Raw genomic sequence first — 23479 nt, 5'->3', positions numbered from 1 at the left:
TCAACCCTCACTGCTGATGGGGGTTGTTGGTGGAATTTTGAGGTTGGATTTTGGCTTTAAACATTTCCAGAAGTTTAGCTGAATCGGCTATTCCCGTTAGTGATTTCATTTCGGCCAAAAAGGTAAATGATTCTTTGAATTTGGCTTTTAATGGCTCTAAATCTTTTATACCTGTAAGGTCTTGTCCGAAGTCTTGAAACTCAACTGATTCTGCATTTTTTATAGAGGTTTGTAATGAGGTGATCTTTCTTGAAATTTCACTTCTAGCATCTACTTTTTGTTTTTTTAAAGAAGCGTTATTAGTAAGTTCATCGGTTAGGTTGTTATAAGTTTTTTTAGCCGATGATTTTGCATGGTCGCTTTCCGATTCTGCCTTTAAGATGTCGTTGGCCTTATCTCGTTTAGCGCGGATAGAGGTTTCATGATCTTCAAGTTTTTTAATCTCGGCGGCTAGTCTGTTAAAAGAGGTTTGCTGAGTTTTAATCTTGTCATTGAGGTTTGTAATCGTTTCTGAAGTTTTCATTTTTAATGTTGTTTGTTTGTATCTATTATAACATTTTTAATTTCGCAAATTGTTCGATTGGATTTCATTTGAAAAAGGTATATGGCAATAGCGCTGACTATGGTGAAAACGATCAGTTCGTCTAAGTTCTGATGTGCTGTGTATGCGAGAACAAGCATGATTGTTGTAAAGCTGAAATTCAGTTTTAGAAAATCTGAAAAGTCGTTCCCGTAGGTCAATGCCCTTTGCTTAATCTTGTTCGAAAGATAGATCTGTTTGTAATCATAAATAGCGTTGTCGATTTCTATTTTGGAGGTGTTCAGTCTCGCTAAATTCATTGCCTGTGGAGTGTAATCTTCTGCCTTGCTTCGCGCTGATTTGAACAGTGCTTTCCTGAATTTTGTGGGTTGAGTGCGCTCGATTTCTTTAAGGCATAACCGCATGCTGTCTTCTACAGAGTTTCTATGGTCTAAGAGAATTTTGTATATTTCTCCCTGCTTAATTTTTCTAGCTATCTTGAGAAAGCGGAAATAGGTTTTTAGGTGTTTGTATATCATCGTGTTATCAGGTTGTTGTTCTCAGATTATAGCATTTGGGTAGCGCTCAATTTTCTATTAGATACCATTTTGGTGCTTTCACTTTTTTAATGATTCAAACCTTATTTTCGATAACACTGATTCACTGAAAGCTTTATAAAATGCGGTATCCAAACAAGCGGAGCGCGATAGATTGTTGAAATGGACTTGTCCATTACCAACCTGACCTTGCCTGCTCTAAAAAATGCTTAAAAATAGCTTTATTGAATATCCAATACATACCAGAAGACGGGTAGATTCCCGTTGAATCCTCGCTTTGATGGTCATGCAAATGGGGGAGGGGAGTGAGTGAGGCACCCGACCGCTGCGCAGCCGGAATCAGCATCCCTACCTGGTCTGTTGGCCGTGGCCGGAATCGGCTGTGTCTGGATGGTTCGTGTACGTGATCCAGAAGCGGTAAGAGCTTTCAGTCAGATCCAACTTGGAGGTTGGACTGGGTGACGCTGGTGTGCCCTTGGATCGGCTGGTGGGATGTGTGGTTGGCTCTGCTCCTGGGAGAATGGTAATGCTGTCTGTCTGCCATCACATTGGGTAAACTCACGGCTTCAATCGACGTAAAAACAAGGAACGTTAATGAACGAAGCAAACTGCCAATGCAAGCCTAAAAATTACTTTTTGGAAAACCAGAGGGTTTCTATTTATCCATTTCTTTTAACGATGGCTATAGGGTACATCTGCGCTAGTGTCGGTTTCAAAATACTGATTGATAATAATGTATCAGTAGTAAATCTTTATTTTGGTGTCGGCGGTGGGGCTTTATGTATTTTCTTAGCCTCGATTTCTCGATATTTTGATGATGGTAAAGCGCGAAATTTTTTTGTGAAGATTCTTCTTTTCCTATCAAATGTCGCTACTGATATAGGGTTTGGTTCTGCCGGATTCTATGTTGGTAATGAGTTGGTTTATTCCGGTTTGGTAATGAATACCTACATGTGGATTTTAGGTGCATTCGCGCTGTGGCTCGCTCTGAACTATTTATACAAATCTGCACTAACTGAAAACTTAACTCCAGAGTTTAGAAAAATATTCGTCAAGGTGACTATTGGTATTGCTGTTGGTTTTATTTTGTGGTTCTACATTGTATTAATAATGAGGTAATCGTATGTTAAACAAATGGTGGAAAAACATCTGTGAGTACCCATGGATTTCCGGTGTCATAGGTGTTGGCCTATTGTTCATTTTGGTTATCTTCATTACCTATGGGGTTAGCCTCGGACCTCGCTCACATGACCACACAGCGTGGAGTAGCTTTGGCTCGATGCTGGCTGGTGTATTCACCTTGTTTGGAACCACTGCAACCATCGCAACATTGTTGTTCCTCAATGCACAATTTAAGGAGCAGCAGAAGGTCACGAGCAAGCAAATTGAAGCACTCACGTTTGAGCAGTACGTGAATCACCGCAAGCTTTTTTTTGAGCGCCTAAACGAGATTGAAGAGAGCCTAGATAATAAAATAAAGTTCAAAGATCAAGATAAGCTGTACCACAATATTTTCCCTCATAACTCGCCTTTAGAATGCTCGTTCAGGGTTCAGATCGTGAGTGGTCAATTGGCAAAGGTCGGTGACTTATCTGATATGTTTTCAAGCTATGAAATGTTGAAATACATGCTTGAAAAAAATGAGTGGTTCCATGTAGAAACTGAATTCCTTGTGAAGCATTTGATAATGATGCCTAACGCTCTGAGTTTCCTGAATGTTGATGCTGAATATGATGGCGACATGGAGCTTGAAGGGTTCAACTTCGGTATCAATATCTACTCGATGAATGAGTACGTGAACCGTGTTACGACTATCCTGAATGCTTTCCTTGCGTTCACAGGTAATGCGACGGTTCCTAGCATCGATCACAAGGCTGAAAGCTCTCAGTTGCGCAAAGCCTTGATGCAGAATTTTGAAGGCCGCTATGCTGCAAAGCATGGGCTTGTTCCGATCAAAAAAATTAAGATGATTGATGAGCTTGCTAGGCTTCATTTTTGGATTGACCAAGCCAAGGATACAGACGGTCAGCGAATGTTCTTAGAAGCTTGGCAAAAGCTTAATATTCTATTCAGTTCGAAGCTGAAAGTTAACGAGCTAAAAGACTCGCGAGCCTATAAAGAAATGATTCAAAAGTTTCTTGATGAGCTGCATTTAGTAAAGGATAAGGTTTCACTTAACTCTTATGAGTTTACGGTTGTGGATGAATATTTTACTAAGCTGAGAGAGATTGAAAACGGCATAAATAATTAATTTCGAAAATATATCTCCTTAAGGTCAAGTTTGAATTTTCGGCGTGGTATAATTCGCTTATAAAACAAACTTTACTAATTATGAAAATTACAAAAACCCAAGTAATGCAATTATCAGTTGTATCTATTTTTATCGGATTGCTCTCGATTAATACTCTGTTTAACGGAGCAGCAGAAAGAATAGGGCTCGTATCTAATGCTATGGTTGCTGCTTTAAAATATACGCTTCAAAACCTTACTGGGTTTCTGGATGTATTTATTTACCCTGCGTCAATATTCTGCATCCTTGGTTTAGTTGTGGTGTATGTTCCAATGTTGTTTTTAAGCTTTAGGAATGGCCGTTATTCCTGATAAGTTTAAGCAATAATAAAGCCGCCTTAACTGGCGGTTTTGCTTTTAGATAATGGTATAATTAGAGCATAAACAAACTCTGCTATTTATGAAAATTTCCAGAATCAAAAAGTTTCAGTTTTTATTAGTTTCTCTTTTAATAATGCTGTTTGCAATAGGTCTATTGTTTGATGGGGCTAAAGCATTTTTTGCGATTATATATGATGTCATCGGCGGGTCCATTCATTATGTTGCGCATTGTTTGATGATTGCTTCTCAAGATTTAATATATCCTGCATCTGCTATTGTAATTTTGTCTCTTGTCCTTTTGTATGTGCCATTTTTTTCAAAGCTAAAACCGTTCGTTATTCACACGATGATGCTGCCCGTATTTTTTTCAGTCGCGCTTTTCGGCATAGTTTCGTGTTATTTCGGAATCTAAATCTTTGTGTTTTCTCCAGAATTAATTAAATCGCCTTTACTGGCGGTTTTGTTTTTTGGGAATGGTATAATTGGAGCATAAACAAACTTTACTACAAATGAAAAATCAACCAACAGATTCAGAAATCAAAAGTCTACTGCACGTAAAAAGGAATCTCCTTCAAGGGGTAGGCATGAACCTTGTTCGCATCCTGCCTATAGCGTTTCTTGGAGGATTCGTTATCAAGTCCAATATCTCATTCTTCATAAAAGAACCCTTGAACCCCAGCTTCCTTTTCTACATCTTCACGATGACGTTCCTATTGTTCTTGCTTGGTACGTTCTCCTTGGCAGCTCTCAGAACGAAATGCGCTATAAAGGATGCTTGGTATACAGGCGGATTCAGTGGCGCTCTGAAGCAGGCTGGCGAGATCCTATCGGGAGATATTCTTTCACCTGGTGAGTACATCAACGAAAGGAAATTGGTCATCAAGGATGCTGCTGTGTGCTTCCTTGCCCCGTCACTGCTTGTCGCTGCTGTGGGGTTCGTTGGATTGCCTGCTTGGGTCGGCTTGATCGTTTTAGGCGTTCCTGTGTGCTTGTGGTCGGCCAAGCTCAATGGTGTCCAGTCACAGGCATACGGGCAGATTGTAAGCATCACTACTAAGTAATGTGCGATGGAATCAATGGGCTGCATGTGCGGCCTTTTTTTATGAATGAAAAACAAAGAATATGCCTAACAGCTAACTCAAGTGTCCGAAATGGTATAATTAAGAAAACAAATCCAAAACCTAATGCGTCAATTCAAAATTCTGGCAATGCTTTTCCTCATGCTGGTTGGCTCCCAATCACATGCTTTCGAATATTCAAACCTTTGTGAAGTGATGAAAACGGCAACCCCTCAATCTAAAGGGCTTGCCTCACAAATCACACCTGGGTTATTCAGCTGTAATGAAGACCAAGCCTTAAGCGTTATTTATTCTCTTGAAGGTGGGAACTCTACCGCCTTATCTACCATTAAGCCGATTCTTAAAAGCGGCGGTATGAGTGAAGATCATTTTTCCACACCAAACCCAGTGCTTGATGCGTTTACGTCTTATATGTGGAACATGATAATAATCATTGTTGGCGCTTTAACTGGTTATATTGTGTATAGGTTTTTGGTCGACTGGTATCAAAGCCAAAGCATTCAAGCATCGTTGAAGAATAACACTACCCGTATCGTCTCCATCGTCATGTTAATAGTCTCGCCCTGGACATTTAGCATGTTTGCACTACTGTTTGCTACAATATCAATTATGTTTTCCAACAAAGAATTGCTTGCAGACAGTTTGGGCAAGCTTTCAAAGGTCGATGATTACAACGTAATCAGACCTGAAGAAAAAATGGTTTTTTCTGCAAACGTCGAACGTATTAACGATATTGCAACTGAAGACACAAGAACAATAGATGCTCTTTTCGCAAATAATCGTATTGCTCTTGGAGAAGCAGGCTATACGAAAGAAGGGATGCTTAAAATAATCGCTGAAAGCGGATTGGAAATTTCCAAAGAAGAAAACTCTTGGATAGATAGTGTCAATGTTGATGTTACTACAAATATAAAAAATATCGTTAACTTGGTAAATGAAGTCCACAACTATCCAATGAGAAAGACTGCTGATTACTCTATGAGCGATAGGGCATTGAAAGGATACCCAGCGAGCGCAGGTAAATTCGTTATTGGATCAAATGGTGGTGATGTTGAAACTCTTACTGGTCAAAGTCTTAATGACGGCACGATGAAGTCGATGTTCGAAAAAGGGGCAAAGGCTAGTACAGAGATGTTGGGAGGTTCTTCGACATATCTTAATAACGCTTTCAAGCTTGGTAAAAAATACTACGCTCAAATCAATGATGATTATTTTCAAACCTCATCAATGAATGTTGTTGATGGAAAATTTGAGGTAGAAGAACAATCTATAGTAGATGATTCTTATGCTAAAACCAAAGAGCTGATGGGTATTCTTGAGATTGATCAAATAGGTGTTAGTAAATCAGCAGATGCCGAAGTCATAAAAGCTAAGTTTGCAGCCAATATTTTGTCTGGATATATGGGGCATGATTTTGATAAAAATGGTGCTTCGTTTAGAAATATCCTCAATGCGTTTAAAAACACTATTGTCCGGGCGAAGCTTGATGAGTACTGCACTACACATTGGTTTGAGCATGAGGCTTCTAGACGTGCGATTGCAGTATTCAATGAATTGCCAAATGACACGAAAGGGCGTGATTTAAATCGTATGCAAGGCATAGATTTTGATATGCAGTGCGCGACCCTCAATGCCTCATCATTAAAGATAGAAATTCTCGGTAGCCCAAACGAATCTGATGCCAAAAAATTCAAAGCAAAACAATTAGCCTATTTGACGGCATTTAATCGTGCCTATGATCTTTTTTACATTGGCGTGAAGAAGGCTCTACAGGAAAATAAAGAAGGCTTGGATATTCTCACTTATGAAGTGCTTTCAAATGTTCAAAGGGGAATATTAGGTGCTGCTTTGTCTACTCAATCAATTACACAATTCGAAAGCAATAAAAATCTCAGTTCACAAATACTCAAGAATTCTTTCTTTGTGTATTGGGATAATGCTGATGTGAAGAATTATGATTATGTAAACAAAAAGATCTTGTGTGGAATCACTGATGTTAAGCCTAATGGCGCAGATGGTGCCTGTAACCTGACACCTTTCGCACCAGTCGATTACAAAGGTCTTTACCTTTCTCCGATCATGAACATCACGCCTTCGACGTTGACGGAAAACGACAGTTTTCTTAGTAAGATCGATTTATATAAACTGATTTTTGAGATGATAGGATTAGATTTTACGTCAATTAAAGAAATGGCCGGTTTCGATCCTAGCTTGTCTATTCCTAAAGGTCGTGCTCAATGTGCTTCAAATCCTCAAAGCTGCGAGAATAACTACCATATTGGTTTGGCTGCGGGTATGTACAAACTGGGCTCTGAAATGTTTGATTTCGGTGTGAACATTATATTAATCAAGGCACTTACAGGGGCTGCTGATGGTGCGCTTGATGGTTTGATGGAATTAATTGGTAACAGTGATTCGTCGTCTTCTGCTGGAATTAACACAAGTAAGTTTACAGGTAAGCTTGCGAAGTTCTTAGGAACGTTAAGTGGTAAAACCCTTCAGATAGTCGTTAAGTCGATGGATATTATAATGTCGGCGTATTTACCGCTTGGATATGTCTTTGCTGCCTTGGGTTTCTTTTGCAAATACATAATGCCAATGCTCATGTTTTTCATGATTTTGGGGCAATTGATTAAATTCGTCTATTTCGTGATTTTCTTCAAATTTATAGAAGTGCCGGTTCTTCTCAGCTATTCAACCATAAGCGGCGACAGTGAGTTCATCAAAATCATGGGCTGGAAATTCGTTTACCTTATTTCTTTCATGATGATCTTGATGTTGTTTATGCTTGTAATGAATTTCATGGGTAATAATCTAGACGCTAGAGCCGTGATTTGGGGAATCCTTGGCATGAGCGACGGAACATTCATTGGAGATATTCTTTCGATTCTCATGGTTGTGGTTTACGCAATCTACACGTTGTTCATGATTTATAAGCACGGAATCGACTCATTCAATAGAGTGATGAAAACTATATCGAATGAAGATGCCATTCACGATGATTCTGTTTCTAGAATGCAAGCTTTCATCATGCACCCACAATTGCAAAATGCTCTTCACGCAGGCATACCAATGCTAGGTAACGCATTTGATAAAGTGGTGAAGAATAACGCATGGGCTAAAAGCTATGATGTTGAGAATAGAAAAAGAAAGGAAGAAATTCGCAAGCAGTTCTCAGAAGAAGAACGTAAAAACTCAACAACAACAGAAGGTGAAGCATGAGTGAGAAAACAAAACCAAAGCAATATGGCCTTTTTATATTCGTAATTTTCCTAGGTGTTTTGAAGGTGTGGGAGGTCTTCAGTGTTGGTCCAGCTCTGATTACGGCATTCGCTTGCGCGATATTGTTTTTAGTCTTTCTGCTTGGTGTACGCATCAATCAGAATTTAGACAAAAAGATTGAAGAGCATGATGCTAAAAATCGAGCTGTGATTGACCACAATGAGAAGTTGATAGGGTTGGAAATGGCTCGCAAGAATGAGATCAAAAGGCAGAAACTTGAAAAGCTTGGGATAGGTGATTTGTGAAGCACGTTAACGGTTTCACCAGAGCCTTTCTGTGCTGTTTCCTTGCCTTGAGCTTGGCGTCGGCCAGTGCTGGCAGTCATCGACTCTCTAGTGCCGCTGTACAGCCTTGGCCTGTTTCTGTGATACCTAGCGCTGTGGATGTGGCTTCCCTGGTTGGTGTTAATCGTGTGGCATGGCCTGTGAGCTGTTCTGCAGTAGCGTTCACCCTAGGGGAAGGGGAGATGACGAACGTGTTGCGGGCGCTTCTTGGTGAAGATGTTGAACCCTTCACCGTGGCTGGTAGGTAAGCTCCCGTTCGCCCTTTTGTAAGGGCTCGCCCTGGTGTTGTACAGTCCCGCAACAGCTAGTCATTTTTGGAAAGGAAACCCCTGGGTTCAGTATGAAAATTTGGGCTTGTGCAAAAGATGTGAATGGATTTGTCAATCGTGAAGATGGCAGATACAAGCTTTTTTTCATCTGGCAAGCGTTGAAGATCAAGCGTGAGAACTACCAGTATTTTGAGTCTTTGTCCTTCTACAGCACTCACTCACGCGAGCTTAAGCGGAAGCCGATGGTGGCTGTTAAAAACGGTTGGTTCAGATACAAAAACCTCGACAAGGCACCTGGTGGAAATTCGGATAGTGACGGAGAGTCCATTTCCCATGCTTTCGTAATCGCTGCATTGGCGCAACTCGAAACCATCAATTTCGTCTTTGGCAACCAGATGGTGCCGTTCAAGTTCACAAGGCTCGTAGCTGACGAAGCAGAGCTTCGCTTTGGCAATGGACGCACTTACTACCCTGACCTCTACGGAGAGTTCACAGAGGACAACCCCTACTATGATAAATGGGGTGGGAAGGTCGCCATTGAGGTGTGGGTGGAGCATCAGTGCGAACGTCCTAAAATCAATGATTTTGAGGCGCATTGCGTACCCATCATTGAGGTAAAGGTGGGGCCAGGTTTGAGAGTCGAGCAGCACATTCGCCAGGACGATATTGAAGGTAGCCTTGAGAGACGATTTGCCAAGACAAAACAGCTGCTTTCTCAAAAGGTCTTCGCCAAGATTATTTCTGATCCGGTCAGCACCAAATACCATCGTGAATTTGCCTCTGCTCAATCTGACAAGCTCAAGGGGGTGGTGGCTAACGCCCAACTTGCCTGTGCGCTCCTTGAGGAAAAGATTTCTGCCAAGGATGAAGAGCTTAATGTCACTCACAGCAGGCTTGTAAAAGCTCATGGCCTTTGGCAGAAATCGAGTTCAGAACTCACTGAACTGGAGGGCAAATCTTCCGACCTGAAAGCCACGCTTGATCGCAAGGAGCTGGAATTGAAGCAAGCTTGTGATCAGCTAGTCGTTGAGAAAAAGAAGGGCTTTTGGCAATGGGTGAAAGGTCGTTTTAGCCGGGAGTGATTCGGGCAACGCGGGCACAGTGCCGTGAATGCCTGCAAGCCTATAATGCGGTTCTCTTCAATTTTTCTGGATGCCTTGTATGGATGCAAAGACGCTTTACATCATCGGCAACGGCTTCGACAAACAGCATGGAATTCCCTCTGACTACCTGGACTTCAAAGCATTCGTTGAGCTTCATGACGATGACGTTTTTGGATGGGTCGAGGAATTCGTACCAGCGGGGGAAGACTGGGCGCATCTCGAAACTGCGTTGGCTGAATTGGACACAGGTTCCATCATCGAGAGCCTCGAGCATTTCATGCCCTCGTATAGCTCGGATGAGTGGAGTGATTCGGGCCACCATGATTTCCAGTATGAGGTTGAGCGTGTCGCATCCGGCCTTTCATCAAGGCTGCAAACGCTTTTTGCTGAGTGGGTAAGGGGTCTGCCAATACCAAATGCCGCGAGCGCTCCAGTACGGTTTGGTAGCCTCGACTCGCAAGGTTTTTACCTCACCTTCAACTACACACCAACCTTATCGATGGTGTACGAAATTGATGATAGTCGTATTTTGCATATTCATGGACGGGGCGATGACGAAAATGCGGACCTGATTCTTGGTCATGGTTGGGCACCTAGTGAGCGCCAGTCTCTGAACCATAGCTCTGATCTGGAAACGCAAGATACGCGGCTAACCGAGGCCCTGGACGAGCTGGATAGCTACTTTGAAAAGACCTTCAAGCCTTCTGAAAAAATCATTGCTGAAAACGCTGATTTCTTTGAGAGATTGGATTCTGTTGAGGAAGTGGTGGTTCTGGGTCATGGCCTGTCGAAAGTCGATCAGATGTATTTCAAGGCCATTGTGAAAGGACTGAAAGACCGTGGCGTTGTCTGGACGGTTGCCGTCCGGTCTCCTGACTCGTATGAGAAAAATCGACTCGCCTTGCTCGGTTTTGGTGTGCCATCTGAGCAAGTGTTTTGGAAGCTATGGTCTGATATGTGATCTGACGGATGGTTTACAGCTCCTTCTGTTAAGCCAAAAAAAGCCCTGAAGGGCTGTTTTTAATCGGGATGAATTAGTCATTTGACTCTTCTATCATTTTGAAATACTCAAGCTCATGAAGTAAATCTAGCTTTTCCAATTCATCTAGGAAGCTTGATGCTTCTAATGTTTCTATTAAAATGCTTTCGTACTCGGTAATGTCCTCAACCTTAACCTCCCTTTCATAATCATAAAATTCAATTTTGGATTCATTGTATGTTAATTCGACTCTGTGCAATAAATCTGAATATTCACAATTCTTTAACAGGCCGGTTTCCTTATCAATTATGACTATGAATTCGTAAAGCAGCTCAAAGTGCACATCCTCTCTTCTGTGGCCATGAGTCAAGCTGCATGTACCAAAAAGTGCGTTATTTGAACAGTGCGTTTGCTGATCGTCAAATCTAATTGTGCAAATGTACTTGGTATCAGCAAGGTCTTGAATATTTATTGTTTTTAATGGTTTCATGTTGTTGTCTCCGTTTTGAGTAGCTTAATTGCTCCCATGTTGTATTGTTAGCAGGCAAGTGCCTGCAGGTTATAATTCTTCAATTATGTTTCTGTCGAAATGATCATATGGCAAATTCCTCTTATGGTGTCTAATAAGGTCAGCGTCTCTGATTAATATATTTCTGCATATTGTTATGGTTTTGTCATCGTTTATAAATGTAGCGTACTCTACTACCATTGTCTTTTGGCTATTATAATAAATATCTTGGATGCCTACGATGCTGTCGAACAAGTTGGTGTGCTCAGGTTTCGCTTCATTGATGTAGTTTTTAATTTTTTGTTCTTTTGTGGTTCTCATGATTTGTTCTCCTGTTTTTTTGGAATGAGTAATTTCCTTCCATATAAATATAGTACCATTTGCTTTTTCAAAAATTAGGGTTAAGAGCAAAAAACCCTAATTAATTTGATTTTATTTTCAATAGCTGGGTTAGGCTTTCTTCAAATTTCATGTTCAGAGTCTCTGTTTCTTTCCATACCAAGAATTTACGGTAAAGTTCTTTTATTGCTCGGTCAGCATTCCCGTTGACTTTTCTTGGAAATCTTAAGCTTTCTTCAATCCCAATTCCTGTTGAGTACTCTTCAAATATCGGGTCTTTGGTAAGCACTGTTTTGGTTCTTGTCCTTTTTAACTCGGTGTAATAACCGATCCTTTCATCGCTCTGATTCGTGATGTAGGCACGCATATACCCTTTATTGGAATACCTCTCTTCTATTTTGTAGCCTTGATTTACAATCTCGTCATATAGGTTCATGGTTTTAATGGTTGTTTTAATTATCGTACCATTTGATTTTGAAATTGTTAGGGTTCGACAAAAATAACCCTAACTTTTACTTAAAATCCTATTGGTCAATGAATTCATATGTTTGAACAGTTGAAGCTTTTCCTGCATGTGCTGGTCATGAGCGAGCTTGACGTTCAAGAGAACCTTTTCAGGAGTCTTGATGACTACCATCGACTTACCATTAGGTTTCGTCTCTGTGAGCGCATTCGAGCAAATGACTCTCAGCTGATGAAGGTCATGCTCATGGATAACCATGCTCGATACGAACTGCAGGGCCGCTGCGCAACACATCAATGGGTCAATGTCGTTCACCATTAAATTGAGTAATTGCGTGCGGTGGCGTCCTACTCTGGCTTCTCTCTGTGCTGCTGGTAACGTCAAGCTACCTGCCCCACTGCAATCATCATGTATGACATACGACTTGGTGCGCTTATCTTGGTCGGATTCGGACACCTCTATCAGGTTGCCAATCAGATTAGCCAAGTCTGGTGGAGTGAGGTACTGACCTAAACCATTGCCCTTCAGGTCATCAAGCCATATGTCTTCGATGAGCGATTGCAGCACGTCTGAGAACACAGGTAGGGCTTCTACAACCCCTTTGTAGATCTGCGCTGACCTTGCCAACGCTGCCAGGTTGATTGAGCTGAACAGCTTTGCGTCTAGACAGATGTAGGTATCGTCAATGAAGACGTGTTCGGTTAGCTCCAGGTCAGTGGCTCCATAATGACGGTATCGCGCCACAAGCTGATTCAGCATCACTCCAAGGTTGAATTTGATGAAGATGGATAAGGCCAAATCTCGTTTTGCTCGTTTGCCACCGGTTTGATGGCTTGTGATCTGAAAGATTGAGGCTTTCAGGGCTTTGATTTGTTGTTCGATAGGTAGGCTCATGCTGCACCTACCAATTGCTTAGCGCTGTGTAAGCTCCTGGCTTCGCTATCACTAAGAGGTGTGACATTCGCCGGGTAGCCAAATATCTCGTAATAGCCACATGCACGAAGCTTCTCTTCACGAGTCTTGGCGCGAGATTCGTAAACCTTGGCAGGGGTTATGAACCTGAAGAGGTAAGGATTTCCAGAAGTCCACTCTGTAATCACGTTTGAGCAGTGCTGTGTGAACTCGCAAAGGTCTATGTCGTTAATCACGGTGTTGGCAATGATCTGGAGGGTCGTGGTGCAGCACATGAATGGGTCAATGTCGTTCGCTATGACAGTGGCATTTTTCGCGTGATGGGGATTTCGCTTCATCATTTGCTGCAGTGGTGCCAACACTAATGCACCAGCCCCGCAGCACATTTCCATAAGCTTGAATGGCTGGTCTGTCTGCATAGGCATGAGTTCGGAGCATCCGCTTGCGAGGCTTGGAGGTGTCAGACACTGGCCGAGTCCTTTCCCGCGCTTGCCAACCAACAGTATGCTTTCTAGGAGAAGTGACAGAACGTCAGTGTATGCAGGAACTTTAGATACGATTTCAAAGTACTGTGCCACTGCGATACAGAGTGCTTCGGAATCGCAATCATCGATCTGTTTTGAAGAGATTTCGTAAAGGGAAGGGTGGATTACTATGCATTGCATAGTTTCTGCGTCTGACAAACCCAATCGCTTGTACCGTTCGATGAAGCGATTTAGCTGAATATTCAGTGCACCTTTAACGAACAGCCTGAATGAGTTTTCTTGGTTTGTTCTATCGTTTTCAGGATGATTTTCGTAAATCTTAAATATGGTTTTTCTAAGAGTTTCGATTTGGTTTTTTAATTCATTCATTTTTCACCTGTTCAGTAATGACGGCGAAAATATAGATCGAATTAAATGTGGTTGTCAAGATTATTATTATAGTATTGGTTCGGCGTTTGATTATAAGAAAGCCCCACAGGGCTTATTTAATTTTGCTTTGGTAAAACTTCTGATATGCGGTCTTTTGCAGTTTGTAATCTTCGCTATCATATTCACGTAGCTCTATGCTTCTATGATTGTTATGGTGGTTCAATATTGATACCTCTTTAACTAGTCTCATGAATTCAAGTGTATATTTTTCTCCAAGTATTTTTGAATCTAAAATCGTAATTCCTATTTTTCCTTCTTTGTCGGTTTGTATATTTAAATACGGTTCAAGTTCCTTTGGTGTTTTAATTTCTTTTGATGATTCTTGTATGCTAACTATCATTCTTGTCTCCGGCCTGTTGATAAAAGGTTTATTCCTTTTGTAGGCATATTATACCATTTAGTTTTTTTGAATTTTGCGTTAAATAAATAATCTTTCGTCAATTAATTCTTTTCAGCTTTGGTATCGCTGTTCGCGTTTCGTCTGAATACGTCTGTTAGGCTTTTTCGAAGCTCGTCTGTCGGACGGATCTGTAGGTCGCTTGTCGGCTGCTTGCACGTCGCGCCATACTGTTTGCATGTACAGTATGAGCAAGCCCCCATGTTCTCCATCCTCGGTCCTATCAATCCCCCTGTAGATCCTCTGCGAAAGCCCATCGTGGGCAGGGTTTCGTGTGGGTTTCCGTCCCCAGCCTTGGAGTACTCCGAACCGCCTTTGAGCCTGGATGAACTGGTGTGTCTACGTGAGCCGTCTCGCTGGCTGCTACGTGCTGACGGTGATTCCCTGCAGGGGATTGGGATCTACGATGGTGACGTGTTGGTTGTGGACAAGGCTCTAGAGCCTTTGGATGGTGACATTGTGGTCGTGGTCATTGGGGCTGATTTCTGCTGTAAAGAGTACAGAGAGCGGCTAGGCAAATCGCCCGTTCTGCTGGCCCACAATCCCCTCAATGCAAGCATTGAGGTGGGAGAGTGGGAAGACATCGAGCTGTGGGGTATCGTCCTGCACAACCTACACCGTGTGTCTCGATAAATGAGTGCGTTATGACAACCAGGAAAGAAGCCATTGAACGGCTGGCGACGCTTGTACAGGAATCTCGCAGTGAGGTCCGTATTGGGCTGGAATCAGTTGAGAAAGATCTTCGTGAAGCGGTTCATGGAGTGCGTCTTTACGCAAGCGGTTGCCGTGTTGGCTTGGGTAATATCGGACTCGACGATTACGAGTATGGATTTCTGACCTTTGATGGTGAACAAATTCGCGCGCTTTCTTCATCCTCTTTAGAAGATGCTTACAATTACGGTAATGAAGAAGAAAGGTACTATACGTCTAAGCATTTGAGCGAGTTGAGTGAAGAGGATATAGTTAAATATTCCTCTGCTGAATCCATAAATTCGATTTGGTCCGCCGTTGAATCTAAACTGAATGATTTTCTTGGTGAAGCTAAAAGCGCTGTTAGGCAGCTTTCTGAGTTTACGGACGTCCAAGCTGAAGCAATGCAGGAAGATCTGACCGGCCTGATGAAGGGTCAATATTTCGAGAAACAATGGGCACAGGCGCGGCTGAAGGTCGCGACAGATCCGAGCGATTCGCTTAATCACAGCAATAGATTTCTCGAGTCTATATGCCGACATTATTTAGAACAAAGAGATTTGCCTTTGCCAGGGACTAAAACTGCACCTGAATTAGTGGCTGCAGTCGTCAAAGACTTTCCATTTCCTAGCACAGTGGAGGGGAAAGAAGCTAAAGGCGACATCGAAAAACTTTTCGGCGGAATCAAGTCGATCGGTGTAGGCACCGGTTCTTTTAGAACTCATTTTAGTACGGCACATGGCGGCGATAAAAAAGTTAGTCAAAATGATGCTCGATTGGTCAACAATTTAGTTGGTGCTGCTGCAATCTATATTCTTGAAAGACTCAAAGAGCGAATGGTGGCAGACCAAAATGAGTGATGACGGATTTTCTGAGCTGGCAGCTCGATCAGCAAAGGTCAAAAACGAAAACCTGCAACTGTTGCTTGGGTTGAGAGCGTTTGAACGAAAGCTTCTCGATTTGGTTGAAGGTCTTGGCTGTGGTGGTAACAGTGAGACCGTAGTGTTTGATGAAATTCTCGACCAAGAACATGAGCCGATGGGGCACACAGCTTGTTATCTCGCATTCACTGGACGGGAGCTAATGATTGGATGGAAACAGGTTCCTTGTCCAAGCGAAGAGGATTACTGGACCCTTTGCCCATTGGACAAAGCGGACACTGACCTGCACAGGCGTATCAGTGACCATAAGGTTCTGAATTCACTGGTAGCTGATCTCCTGGTTAACCTTGATCGGGAGTACCTGAAAACGGCCTCTGTGGTTCAGTCGCTTTCTCAGTTTGTCACGGTCGAGAAGGCCGCGATGGATGCCGATCTCGATGGGCTCTTCCAGGGCAATAAAATGCTCTCGGATTCCTGGTTGAAAGCTCGGGGATGTGTGCTGACTGATCCAGAGCTTTCCATCACGTTGAGCTGCAGCCACATTGAGACAGTACTGAAAGCGTGTCTCAAATCTCTAGGTGAAACGGGCTACCAGAAAGACGCGATTGAGAAGCTTGGTAGCAAGGTTTTGGACATCCTGAAAAAGTCCTCGGTTATCGACGAAGCCACCTCGCAAATGATGCGTGGAGTAGGCACCATCTTCCTCGGCGTAGGGACCATCCGTAACGCCCAAAGCGTCTCTCATGGCAAGGATGATAAATACACCCCACCTACGTCAGATCTAGCTCAGACAGTGAATCATCTTGCCGGTGTTGCCTCTGTCTTTGTGATGAAGCATACCGACCTTGTGTTGAAGCGGCGGTGATTGATGGCGGTCTTCTGTCTGGTCGATTGTGATTGCTTCTACGTGAGCGCAGAGCGTCTTTTCGACCCTACGTTGATCGGTGTTCCCGTGGTCGCATTGTCGAACTCAGATGGCTGCGTCGTTTCCCGCTGTCCAATAGCCAAAAGCAAGGACACGGCCAACGGCGGGCTGGGGATCAAGATGGGCGCGCCGTTCTTCGAAATTAAGCACCTGATGAAGTCCCATGGGCTTCGTGTGGTGTCATCCAATTACGCCTTGTACCAAGAAGTCAGTAACCGTGTAATGCGGGTTTTAGAGACGTTTGCGCCTCGGATCGAGGTGTACTCAATTGATGAGTCCTGGCTAGATTTCACCGGCGTCCAGGGCGACTTGGAGAAGCTTGGGCGTGAGATCCAGGCTGCGGTGAAAAAGCAAACCGGAATTGGGGTAGGGGTAGGGTTTGGGCCTACCAAGACCTTGGCAAAAGCTGCGAATTTCAGCGCGAAGAAATGGCGGAAGGAAACTGGTGGTGTCGTGGTCCTCATGGATGCAGAGCGCCGTGACAAGCTTCTGAAATGGATGCCTGTAGATGAGATATGGGGAATAGGCCGAAAGCTCTCTAAAAGCCTTCATGGTATGGGAATCAACAAGGCTATCGACCTTGCACGGTATGACCGTAAAAGCCTGCGCAAGGTGTTCAACGTGAACGTGGAAAAGACTTCGATGGAGCTTGAAGGGGTGAGCTGCTACGCGCTTGAAGACTCCCCTGAACCCAAGCAAACCATTGCAAGCACTCGATCCTTTGGTGAGCGTGTTACTTCGCTGCAGGGGCTGCGTGAAGCTGTTGCCACATATGCGAGTAGGGCATGCGCAAAGCTCCGGTCGGAAGTGCAGCTTGCTTCCTGTCTCCAGGTCTTCATCCAAACCTCCCGCTTCGATGACAAGCCCTACAGCCGTGCTTCGATCTGTGGCTTGCCGGTGCCGAGTAACGATACTCGTGAGTTCGTAGCACTGGCTCTGGAGGGATTACAGAAGATCTACGTGCCAGGCTATCGCTATGCCAAAGCTGGAATCGTGTTGAGCCAGTTCGTCAGCGGTGACGGCTATCAGCCGGATCTGTTTGCACCGGAGCCCAGGCGAAATTCAGAGACGTTGATGAAGGTGTTGGATGGGATCAACGCTCGCTATGGTCGGGGTAGCATCAGGCTCGCTGTGGAACCACCCATTCCCCAGTGGGGAATGAAAAGGGATTATCTGTCAGATAGTTTTGTCACTGACTGGAATCAGCTCAAAAGGGTTAAATGCTGAAGCCTTTAAGGCTTCATTTTTCGGCGGTTTTTTGAATTGGCAATGGTCAGCTCTTTATCAATTGCTTGGTCGAATTTATCAACAGTGAGTTGATTGTTCATTTTGAAAAAGTCGTTTAAAGCAATTTTGAATGGACCAACACCATCAAACACTCGGTCGGCAAACGCTTTATCAGCCTTGATAATCGCCTTGTAGTCATCCCCTTTTTGTTCATATTTTCTCTGCAAATCCCAAAAGCCAGTGTGGGGGATTCCTGATTGCTTGAAATAATTAGCAGTGATTCCTTCGATATTGTCTGTGTGCTGTAAATTGCCCAATGAGCGAACTGCTTGTTTGGTCAAATAAGTGTTGCGACCAATAGCATCAGCTATTGTCTGTATGGCTTTATGCAGAATATTGGTGTTATCTATGCTGTCAAAAACAGCAAAGTCGTTGCCATTTATAATCAGGTTCTTAAATGGTTGAACGGATTGAATGTCGCTTGTTTGAAATCCCAGCTTTATAAAGCTCGTTTTGATGAGCTCGGGAACAAGCTTTTGACATGGTTGGTTGTCGAATTTTGCTCTCAGATCTTTTAGTTCTTTTACTATATCCATGTTGGTGTTGGTTGTTATGTTTGAAGTATACCATTTAGCTTCTTAAAGAAAGGTTTTCAAATGGTATAATTAAGTAAACGAACTCTATATAAATGAACTCCAAAAAGATAATTTCTTTGATATTTCTGCTTATGGCATTTCTTTCGCCATCATCCCAAGCAGAAACGTATCAAGACGCCCAACAAGCTGACTGCTACTACGCCACTTCTGACATGGTTGGCAAATGCGCAGGTCATGAGAGTAAGCGAGATTTCGCATTTAGCTCAATTGCAAAGATGATTACGCCCCAATCAATAATGGTAGCTGGGCTGGTCCTTGCGCCATATCTCGGGGATAACGACACATTGTCAATTGTAGCTGACAAGTCAAAAGAGGGCGTCGCAATACAAGGAGTCATGAAAGACGCAGTAGGGATATTTGGGATAGTCTCTATATTCGTTTGTGGTTTAAACATATTGGCTAGGTTATTCAAGAATGCTGCCAATGCTGAATATGGCCTAAAGGAGAATAAATTCCTGGTCTTTTTAACTTTGGGTGCGGTTTTGTTTTTGGTGGGTAACGGGTGGATTATTCATTTGGTTCTTGCGGCCTTGATAGTCAATTTCGTCTTATTGAAATCGACCGTTATGTTTTTCATGCCTTTCTATATAAACGCTTCTATTAAAGATGAATCGGCCTACGTCACTAGAGGCATTGTTCAGGCTGAAAGCATTTATAAAATGGAGATTATCAATGCCATTCAGATGGCATCAAATGACTTGGCGATTCGTAGGCAGCTTTTAGTAAAGCACAATTTGGTAAAAGACGTTCAGTCTGGCAAGTTTAGATTCGTAGAAACTGATTTTTCTCGCTGTCTCGAAAATCAAGCACCAGCATCTAAATATGATGGAAGCTCTTTAAAGGTTGGTGAGATTACTAAGACGGCCCAGTGCCTAACGAAGCTTCAAGTGAATGTTTATAGCGCTGGTAGCATCAATTCATCAGGTCAATTAGATGTAATCAAAGATGCCAATCTTAAAATATTTGACATGGCTTATAAAGAAGCTAGAAAAATGCAGATGTTCATGTGCAGCTCAGGGCTTGATAAGGCTGATAATCGCGTGAGATACGCTGATAGTGAATTGCTGCTTAATGACTGCCTGGATATGAATGAAGATGGAACAGTGGCTGACAAGGATTCGTTCGTCCATGAATTTAGAGACTCCGTTTCTATAGAAGAGCTTCACAATGGACGTGACCAAATGCTGAATGTTGTGAGGGCCACTGTTGATCCTGTGGTTCAAGTCCTCTTGCAGGGAATCACACCAGAAAAATTCACGTCAGATATTTTCGCTTCATTCATTGGCTTGATGAATCTCAATAACTATCAAAAGAAAATGACTAACGCCATTGATGCTCAATACTCAATTTTCAAAATCAGCGTTAATCAGAATTTCAACGCTTCGGATTCAGCAGAAGCATTGAATGAAAATGATAAGAATCAAATGAATCAAGAAATGATAGACACTATGAAGGTGCAAAAGCTCTTTGATATAAATAAGTCTATTTATGAAGTCTATTTTTCGCAGACAGAAAATAAACTGGGCGCTCTCGCACTGGATGGGATTCAGGCACTGCTAAATAAATTAACGGCGCGTTATTACGAAAATTTGGGGTTTCAATTTAAGTCTTGCTTTAATACAGATTCGAATTGTGTATCCCCGGTTCTAAACGTCCCGGCTTCACTTTGGAGCAATGCGTCAGAATATACACAGGTCTCATTGGTTGTTTACTATGGTTCTGAAATAGTAAGAAACGGAATTTTGACCTTTAATAAAAACGAAAGGTACATGACAAACCTTATTTCCTATATATCGACAGCTTCGATGTTTATGTATGCGTTCTTCATGGCTAACCAGATATTAATAGGTCTGCTGCCTCTTCTATTGCTTTTGGGTGAGATTGGCGTGGTGGTTGCTAGTGCGCTTGAAATAATAGTGACAATGAGCGTCAGGCTGGTTAAGTCGATTTTTATTAATAGAAATGAACAGGAAGCATTTGACGTACTGAAAAATATTATGCTTCAACTGGTTTGGATTTGTTTCAGTGGAACAATTGTAGCCACCTTATTCTTTGTCGGGATGACGTTGGTGTCAGTTGTCATTGTCATAGTAAACGAGTTTGTTGTTTATTTGTCTTCGATATTTTTCTCGGGCGGAACAGGGTTCATGTTCGATGTGATGAGATTGTTCGTGATGCTTTTCTTGCATTGTACTATTACCATAATGATGTTCATCGTTTTATACAGTGGAATTAAATCTATCTCGGCTGCATTCAAAGATATGCTCGTTGCAAAAGATTTATTTACAGATAAAGCCATGGGTGAGCAAGCGAATACTCAAGTTAACTCAATGAGCGAGAAATTTAAAGGTGTGCTACCGTTGCAACGAACAAGGTAAAGTGGTTATATCCTTTAATTTATATATTTCTAAAGAGTTAGATCTGTTTGTCGGCTAACTCTTTTCTTTGCGGAAGTAAATGCTATAATGGCAATAACTAGAAGAAGGTGAACGACATGAAATGGATGAAGAAGGAAAAGATAAGGTTAAATTTCTTACAAAGATTTATCTTCTTTTATGCTGTCATTGGTTTTTTACCATTGCTCAATGGTTTGCTTTATAGCGGCATGGCTAAAATAAACTCTACCTATTTCGATGATCACCTTACCCTAATACGTCTCGGGCCGATGATCTTCTTCTACCTGACGTTACCTGTTTTCTATCTGATCAACCAGATGGACTACAAGCCTAACTACTTCAATCCAGACGTGTGGGACAAACGCATCAAGACGTTTAAGCTCATCATGAGTGTCATTGTTTGGGTATTCATTTACAGGTCGATGGTTGTCTTCTTTTTCGGTATTAGGTTTTGGGATTTCACTGGCGAGCTTTCTACCGTGACGTACCTTCTCCATGGTTATTACACAAGCGAAATTGTCCATGCTCGTGCAGAATTCTCCTTGAGCGATCCATCAGCAATGTTCGGCTCTATGTTTGCGTTTACAATAATCTGGCCGATTACTCTCCTGGTTGGAATGTTCACTTTGGTGCTGATGAAGAATAGATGCTTACGCAATGACAATACAAGAACAGCATGAATACAAATGTTTGGATATGAAAAGGCCACTCTTCAGTGGCTTTTTTATTGGGGGATGATTTTTCGAGGTGCATTACGGCTTTGCCGTAGAGGGGAGATTTATTTGGTTTTGCACGTTGATAATTTATTGAGTGCGCTCGTTGGTAGGGAAGTACAGTAAAAATCCAACAATGCATTTATCGGCGGTTTAGACAGAATCAACACTTGTTCATTGGGGATAATCAATTTCTGGTCAGGTAGTATTAATCGGGCTTGGTTAGGTAAAATCAATTCATGTGAGTTGTTCATAGTGGCAATGGTTTGTTTAGTCTAATTATACCATTCTGGTATTTCCTTATTTGCTATTAACGAAAACATTCATAATTATTTATTAAATGTTTATGAAGTAGATATGAATTACTTAATAAGTGGTTATGAAATACTTATTAAGCATTTCTTAAATTATTGGGTTTTTACGGGTTGGATACGGATTGGTGAGGCTTCCACACGCGTCCCGTGTTGAAATTGGCAGGGCAATGCCACGCAAAAAAGACCAGAATTCAACACAGAGCGCCTATGCTTGAGCGCTAATAGGCGGTTTCCACGGTTGAAAAGGAGAGGGTGGGTGATGAAGGAGTCGTACAAGCTGTTGGTGACACTCAACAAAAACGAGCTTCGCCCTTTGCTGGATGAGAAGAAGATCCTGCTATCTAGTTTGTACAGTCAGGCAATAGCGCACTGCATTGACCACGCGACCAAGCACCGTGACTACACGCTATTCGTAGCTTTGGTTGAGGTCTTCGATACCCGCGACTACAAATTGTTCGTGTCAGGTTGGGTTTGTGAACGGCTTGGGTTGTTGAGCAAGATGGGACCGAACGGAGCTGTCTTTGCTCGCAGTGGGAATCCGCCGAACGAGCGCATGAGCTGGAAGGTAAGTCTTGAAGAGTTCGCGGCAAGGAAATTCAAGATTGCTTTGCCCGCGAAAAAGCTAGTCCACGACACCAAGCCGGTCGTGAAGGGTAAGAAGAGCCCCAAGAAAATAGACATGCTTGATTCCTGGGCGCGGCTACCTGGGAGTTACGGTAGCGGTAAACGCTAAAATCTGTTTCTGATACATTTATGAAGTAGATGTGAAACCCCTATGAGGCTCTTCATAAGCATTGAGCAAATGGCTATGAGCTGGTTCTGAGCTGTTGATGAAACGCATGTAAAATGGTTCATAAGGATTTATTAACCACGTCAGAACTGTTTCATAAGTGTTTATGAAGTGCTTATGATGTAGATCAGATCCAGTTCAGATCGGTGATTATGAACCTCCAGGCGAAAAAAAGCCCCGGTTAAGGGGCTTGGGTTTTTTGAGTCTCTATCAGTCGATGGTGCGTCTGAATTCTGCGTCTACGTCATCCAGGTAGGATTTCAGAACAGGGTCTTTCAGAGCCTTCAAGCGCAGAATGCACATGCGCTCAACGTCAACGCTGACTGAACTGCTCACGTACCCTTTGCCATAGCGCTTGTTGTTGGTGATGGACTCGAAAGCCTTGATAGCGCTATCGGTCTTGTCTGTGAACGCAAAGCTGCGAACGCTCAATTTGTTGCCTTCTGGCAGGGCTTTGTGTTCCTTCAAAGCTTGGTCGATTTTGAAAGCCAAGACCTTTTGATCGTGGATAGCTTTTTCAGCGGCTGCTTGCTCGATCTCTGCTTGAATCTGTTCTGGTGATTTTGGAGCTGTCTCTACCAAAGTGATTTCAGATTCTGGTGGTGTAGTAGGTGCTTCCGCTCTTTTAGCTTCTGCACGGGCTTTTGCTGCTTGTAAGTCAAATGTCATGA

The 23479-nt window shown here is 42.7% G+C and carries 21 protein-coding genes; 13 read left to right on the top strand and 8 right to left on the bottom strand.

The genetic code is table 11. The annotated features are described in order from the left end of the window. Positions 1-7: 7 nt before the first annotated feature. Positions 8-523, bottom strand: coding sequence for a hypothetical protein (locus J5M57_RS04255; RefSeq protein WP_207847620.1), 516 nt, complete (start codon positions 521-523; stop codon positions 8-10). A 1148-nt stretch (positions 524-1671) separates the two neighbouring features. Here J5M57_RS04255 and J5M57_RS04250 point away from each other — a divergent pair. The 7 genes from J5M57_RS04250 (at position 1672) to J5M57_RS04220 (ending at position 10665) form a co-directional block, all read left to right on the top strand. Beyond that, entirely contained in the window at positions 1672-2196 is a 525-nt protein-coding gene (locus tag J5M57_RS04250; protein ID WP_207847618.1) for a hypothetical protein, read from the top strand. 4 nt (positions 2197-2200) lie between these two features. After that, complete coding sequence (locus J5M57_RS04245) at positions 2201-3328, top strand: hypothetical protein (RefSeq protein WP_207847616.1); 1128 nt, start codon at positions 2201-2203, stop codon at positions 3326-3328. An 841-nt stretch (positions 3329-4169) separates the two neighbouring features. Beyond that, positions 4170-4748 (top strand): hypothetical protein, encoded by a 579-nt coding sequence (locus J5M57_RS04240; protein WP_207847614.1) that lies wholly within the window; start codon positions 4170-4172, stop codon positions 4746-4748. A gap of 123 nt (positions 4749-4871) precedes the next feature. After that, entirely contained in the window at positions 4872-7988 is a 3117-nt protein-coding gene (locus J5M57_RS04235) for a hypothetical protein (RefSeq protein ID WP_243435059.1), read from the top strand. Next, positions 7985-8293, top strand: a complete 309-nt coding sequence (locus J5M57_RS04230; protein ID WP_078472300.1) for a hypothetical protein — start codon at positions 7985-7987, stop codon at positions 8291-8293. Before J5M57_RS04235 ends, J5M57_RS04230 begins: the two co-directional genes overlap by 4 nt. A gap of 379 nt (positions 8294-8672) precedes the next feature. Beyond that, positions 8673-9683: a hypothetical protein gene (locus tag J5M57_RS04225; protein ID WP_207847612.1), complete on the top strand. Its 1011-nt coding sequence runs from the start codon at positions 8673-8675 to the stop codon at positions 9681-9683. Positions 9684-9762: 79 nt separating this feature from the next. Further along, positions 9763-10665, top strand: coding sequence for a bacteriophage abortive infection AbiH family protein (locus J5M57_RS04220; RefSeq protein WP_207847611.1), 903 nt, complete (start codon positions 9763-9765; stop codon positions 10663-10665). Between the two features lie 73 nt (positions 10666-10738). Here the strand turns inward: J5M57_RS04220 and J5M57_RS04215 are convergent, their stop codons facing one another. The 5 genes from J5M57_RS04215 to J5M57_RS04195 form a co-directional block, all read right to left on the bottom strand. After that, positions 10739-11173, bottom strand: a complete 435-nt coding sequence (locus tag J5M57_RS04215; RefSeq protein ID WP_207847610.1) for a hypothetical protein — start codon at positions 11171-11173, stop codon at positions 10739-10741. A 439-nt stretch (positions 11174-11612) separates the two neighbouring features. Further along, positions 11613-11966, bottom strand: coding sequence for a hypothetical protein (locus tag J5M57_RS04210; RefSeq protein ID WP_207847607.1), 354 nt, complete (start codon positions 11964-11966; stop codon positions 11613-11615). Between the two features lie 69 nt (positions 11967-12035). Further along, positions 12036-12887 carry an N-6 DNA methylase gene (locus J5M57_RS04205; RefSeq protein ID WP_207847605.1) on the bottom strand — a complete coding sequence of 284 codons (852 nt, stop codon included), beginning with the start codon at positions 12885-12887 and terminating at the stop codon, positions 12036-12038. Continuing rightward, positions 12884-13759, bottom strand: a complete 876-nt coding sequence (locus tag J5M57_RS04200; RefSeq protein ID WP_207847601.1) for a hypothetical protein — start codon at positions 13757-13759, stop codon at positions 12884-12886. Before J5M57_RS04200 ends, J5M57_RS04205 begins: the two co-directional genes overlap by 4 nt. Positions 13760-13871: 112 nt before the next feature. Further along, positions 13872-14159 carry a hypothetical protein gene (locus J5M57_RS04195; RefSeq protein WP_207847599.1) on the bottom strand — a complete coding sequence of 96 codons (288 nt, stop codon included), beginning with the start codon at positions 14157-14159 and terminating at the stop codon, positions 13872-13874. A gap of 701 nt (positions 14160-14860) precedes the next feature. Here J5M57_RS04195 and J5M57_RS04185 point away from each other — a divergent pair. Genes J5M57_RS04185 through J5M57_RS04175 form a run of 3 tightly spaced genes read left to right on the top strand, consistent with a single transcriptional unit; the run spans position 14861 to position 17939 of the window. Further along, positions 14861-15766: an abortive infection family protein gene (locus tag J5M57_RS04185; RefSeq protein ID WP_124399783.1), complete on the top strand. Its 906-nt coding sequence runs from the start codon at positions 14861-14863 to the stop codon at positions 15764-15766. Next, positions 15759-16652, top strand: a complete 894-nt coding sequence (locus tag J5M57_RS04180) for an abortive infection family protein (RefSeq protein ID WP_207847596.1) — start codon at positions 15759-15761, stop codon at positions 16650-16652. Before J5M57_RS04185 ends, J5M57_RS04180 begins: the two co-directional genes overlap by 8 nt. Before the next feature lie 3 nt (positions 16653-16655). Then, positions 16656-17939 carry a Y-family DNA polymerase gene (locus tag J5M57_RS04175; protein ID WP_207847594.1) on the top strand — a complete coding sequence of 428 codons (1284 nt, stop codon included), beginning with the start codon at positions 16656-16658 and terminating at the stop codon, positions 17937-17939. Between the two features lie 5 nt (positions 17940-17944). Here the strand turns inward: J5M57_RS04175 and J5M57_RS04170 are convergent, their stop codons facing one another. Further along, positions 17945-18535: a hypothetical protein gene (locus tag J5M57_RS04170; protein WP_207847592.1), complete on the bottom strand. Its 591-nt coding sequence runs from the start codon at positions 18533-18535 to the stop codon at positions 17945-17947. Between the two features lie 92 nt (positions 18536-18627). Between J5M57_RS04170 and J5M57_RS04165 the strand changes: the two genes are divergently transcribed. The 3 genes from J5M57_RS04165 (at position 18628) to J5M57_RS04155 (ending at position 22751) form a co-directional block, all read left to right on the top strand. Continuing rightward, a complete protein-coding gene (locus J5M57_RS04165; RefSeq protein WP_207847589.1) occupies positions 18628-20973 on the top strand; it encodes a hypothetical protein in 2346 nt (781 codons plus the stop codon). Between the two features lie 116 nt (positions 20974-21089). After that, a complete protein-coding gene (locus tag J5M57_RS04160; RefSeq protein ID WP_207847586.1) occupies positions 21090-21671 on the top strand; it encodes a hypothetical protein in 582 nt (193 codons plus the stop codon). A gap of 606 nt (positions 21672-22277) precedes the next feature. Further along, a complete protein-coding gene (locus J5M57_RS04155) occupies positions 22278-22751 on the top strand; it encodes a hypothetical protein (protein WP_207847585.1) in 474 nt (157 codons plus the stop codon). 267 nt (positions 22752-23018) lie between these two features. Here J5M57_RS04155 and J5M57_RS04150 read toward each other — a convergent pair whose 3' ends face one another. Beyond that, positions 23019-23477 (bottom strand): hypothetical protein, encoded by a 459-nt coding sequence (locus J5M57_RS04150; protein WP_207847584.1) that lies wholly within the window; start codon positions 23475-23477, stop codon positions 23019-23021. Positions 23478-23479: the final 2 nt, after the last annotated feature.

Source organism: Pseudomonas sp. 86_A (assembly GCF_017491705.1).
In the GTDB taxonomy this organism is placed as follows: Bacteria; Pseudomonadota; Gammaproteobacteria; order Pseudomonadales; family Pseudomonadaceae; genus Aquipseudomonas; species Aquipseudomonas koreensis.
This window is presented reverse-complemented; position numbering and strand designations above follow the sequence as displayed.

What these genes read in the sequence shown, in the direction of transcription:
- J5M57_RS04255 (WP_207847620.1), bottom strand. Translation starts at nt 523, where the DNA reads ATGAAAACTTCAGAAACGATTACAAACCTCAATGACAAGATTAAAACT.
- J5M57_RS04250 (WP_207847618.1), top strand. Translation starts at nt 1,672, where the DNA reads ATGAACGAAGCAAACTGCCAATGCAAGCCTAAAAATTACTTTTTGGAA.
- J5M57_RS04245 (WP_207847616.1), top strand. Translation starts at nt 2,201, where the DNA reads ATGTTAAACAAATGGTGGAAAAACATCTGTGAGTACCCATGGATTTCC.
- J5M57_RS04235 (WP_243435059.1), top strand. Translation starts at nt 4,872, where the DNA reads ATGCGTCAATTCAAAATTCTGGCAATGCTTTTCCTCATGCTGGTTGGC.
- J5M57_RS04230 (WP_078472300.1), top strand. Translation starts at nt 7,985, where the DNA reads ATGAGTGAGAAAACAAAACCAAAGCAATATGGCCTTTTTATATTCGTA.
- J5M57_RS04225 (WP_207847612.1), top strand. Translation starts at nt 8,673, where the DNA reads ATGAAAATTTGGGCTTGTGCAAAAGATGTGAATGGATTTGTCAATCGT.
- J5M57_RS04220 (WP_207847611.1), top strand. Translation starts at nt 9,763, where the DNA reads ATGGATGCAAAGACGCTTTACATCATCGGCAACGGCTTCGACAAACAG.
- J5M57_RS04215 (WP_207847610.1), bottom strand. Translation starts at nt 11,173, where the DNA reads ATGAAACCATTAAAAACAATAAATATTCAAGACCTTGCTGATACCAAG.
- J5M57_RS04210 (WP_207847607.1), bottom strand. Translation starts at nt 11,966, where the DNA reads ATGAACCTATATGACGAGATTGTAAATCAAGGCTACAAAATAGAAGAG.
- J5M57_RS04205 (WP_207847605.1), bottom strand. Translation starts at nt 12,887, where the DNA reads ATGAGCCTACCTATCGAACAACAAATCAAAGCCCTGAAAGCCTCAATC.
- J5M57_RS04200 (WP_207847601.1), bottom strand. Translation starts at nt 13,759, where the DNA reads ATGAATGAATTAAAAAACCAAATCGAAACTCTTAGAAAAACCATATTT.
- J5M57_RS04195 (WP_207847599.1), bottom strand. Translation starts at nt 14,159, where the DNA reads ATGATAGTTAGCATACAAGAATCATCAAAAGAAATTAAAACACCAAAG.
- J5M57_RS04185 (WP_124399783.1), top strand. Translation starts at nt 14,861, where the DNA reads ATGACAACCAGGAAAGAAGCCATTGAACGGCTGGCGACGCTTGTACAG.
- J5M57_RS04180 (WP_207847596.1), top strand. Translation starts at nt 15,759, where the DNA reads ATGAGTGATGACGGATTTTCTGAGCTGGCAGCTCGATCAGCAAAGGTC.
- J5M57_RS04175 (WP_207847594.1), top strand. Translation starts at nt 16,656, where the DNA reads ATGGCGGTCTTCTGTCTGGTCGATTGTGATTGCTTCTACGTGAGCGCA.
- J5M57_RS04170 (WP_207847592.1), bottom strand. Translation starts at nt 18,535, where the DNA reads ATGGATATAGTAAAAGAACTAAAAGATCTGAGAGCAAAATTCGACAAC.
- J5M57_RS04165 (WP_207847589.1), top strand. Translation starts at nt 18,628, where the DNA reads ATGAACTCCAAAAAGATAATTTCTTTGATATTTCTGCTTATGGCATTT.
- J5M57_RS04160 (WP_207847586.1), top strand. Translation starts at nt 21,090, where the DNA reads ATGAAATGGATGAAGAAGGAAAAGATAAGGTTAAATTTCTTACAAAGA.
- J5M57_RS04155 (WP_207847585.1), top strand. Translation starts at nt 22,278, where the DNA reads ATGAAGGAGTCGTACAAGCTGTTGGTGACACTCAACAAAAACGAGCTT.
- J5M57_RS04150 (WP_207847584.1), bottom strand. Translation starts at nt 23,477, where the DNA reads ATGACATTTGACTTACAAGCAGCAAAAGCCCGTGCAGAAGCTAAAAGA.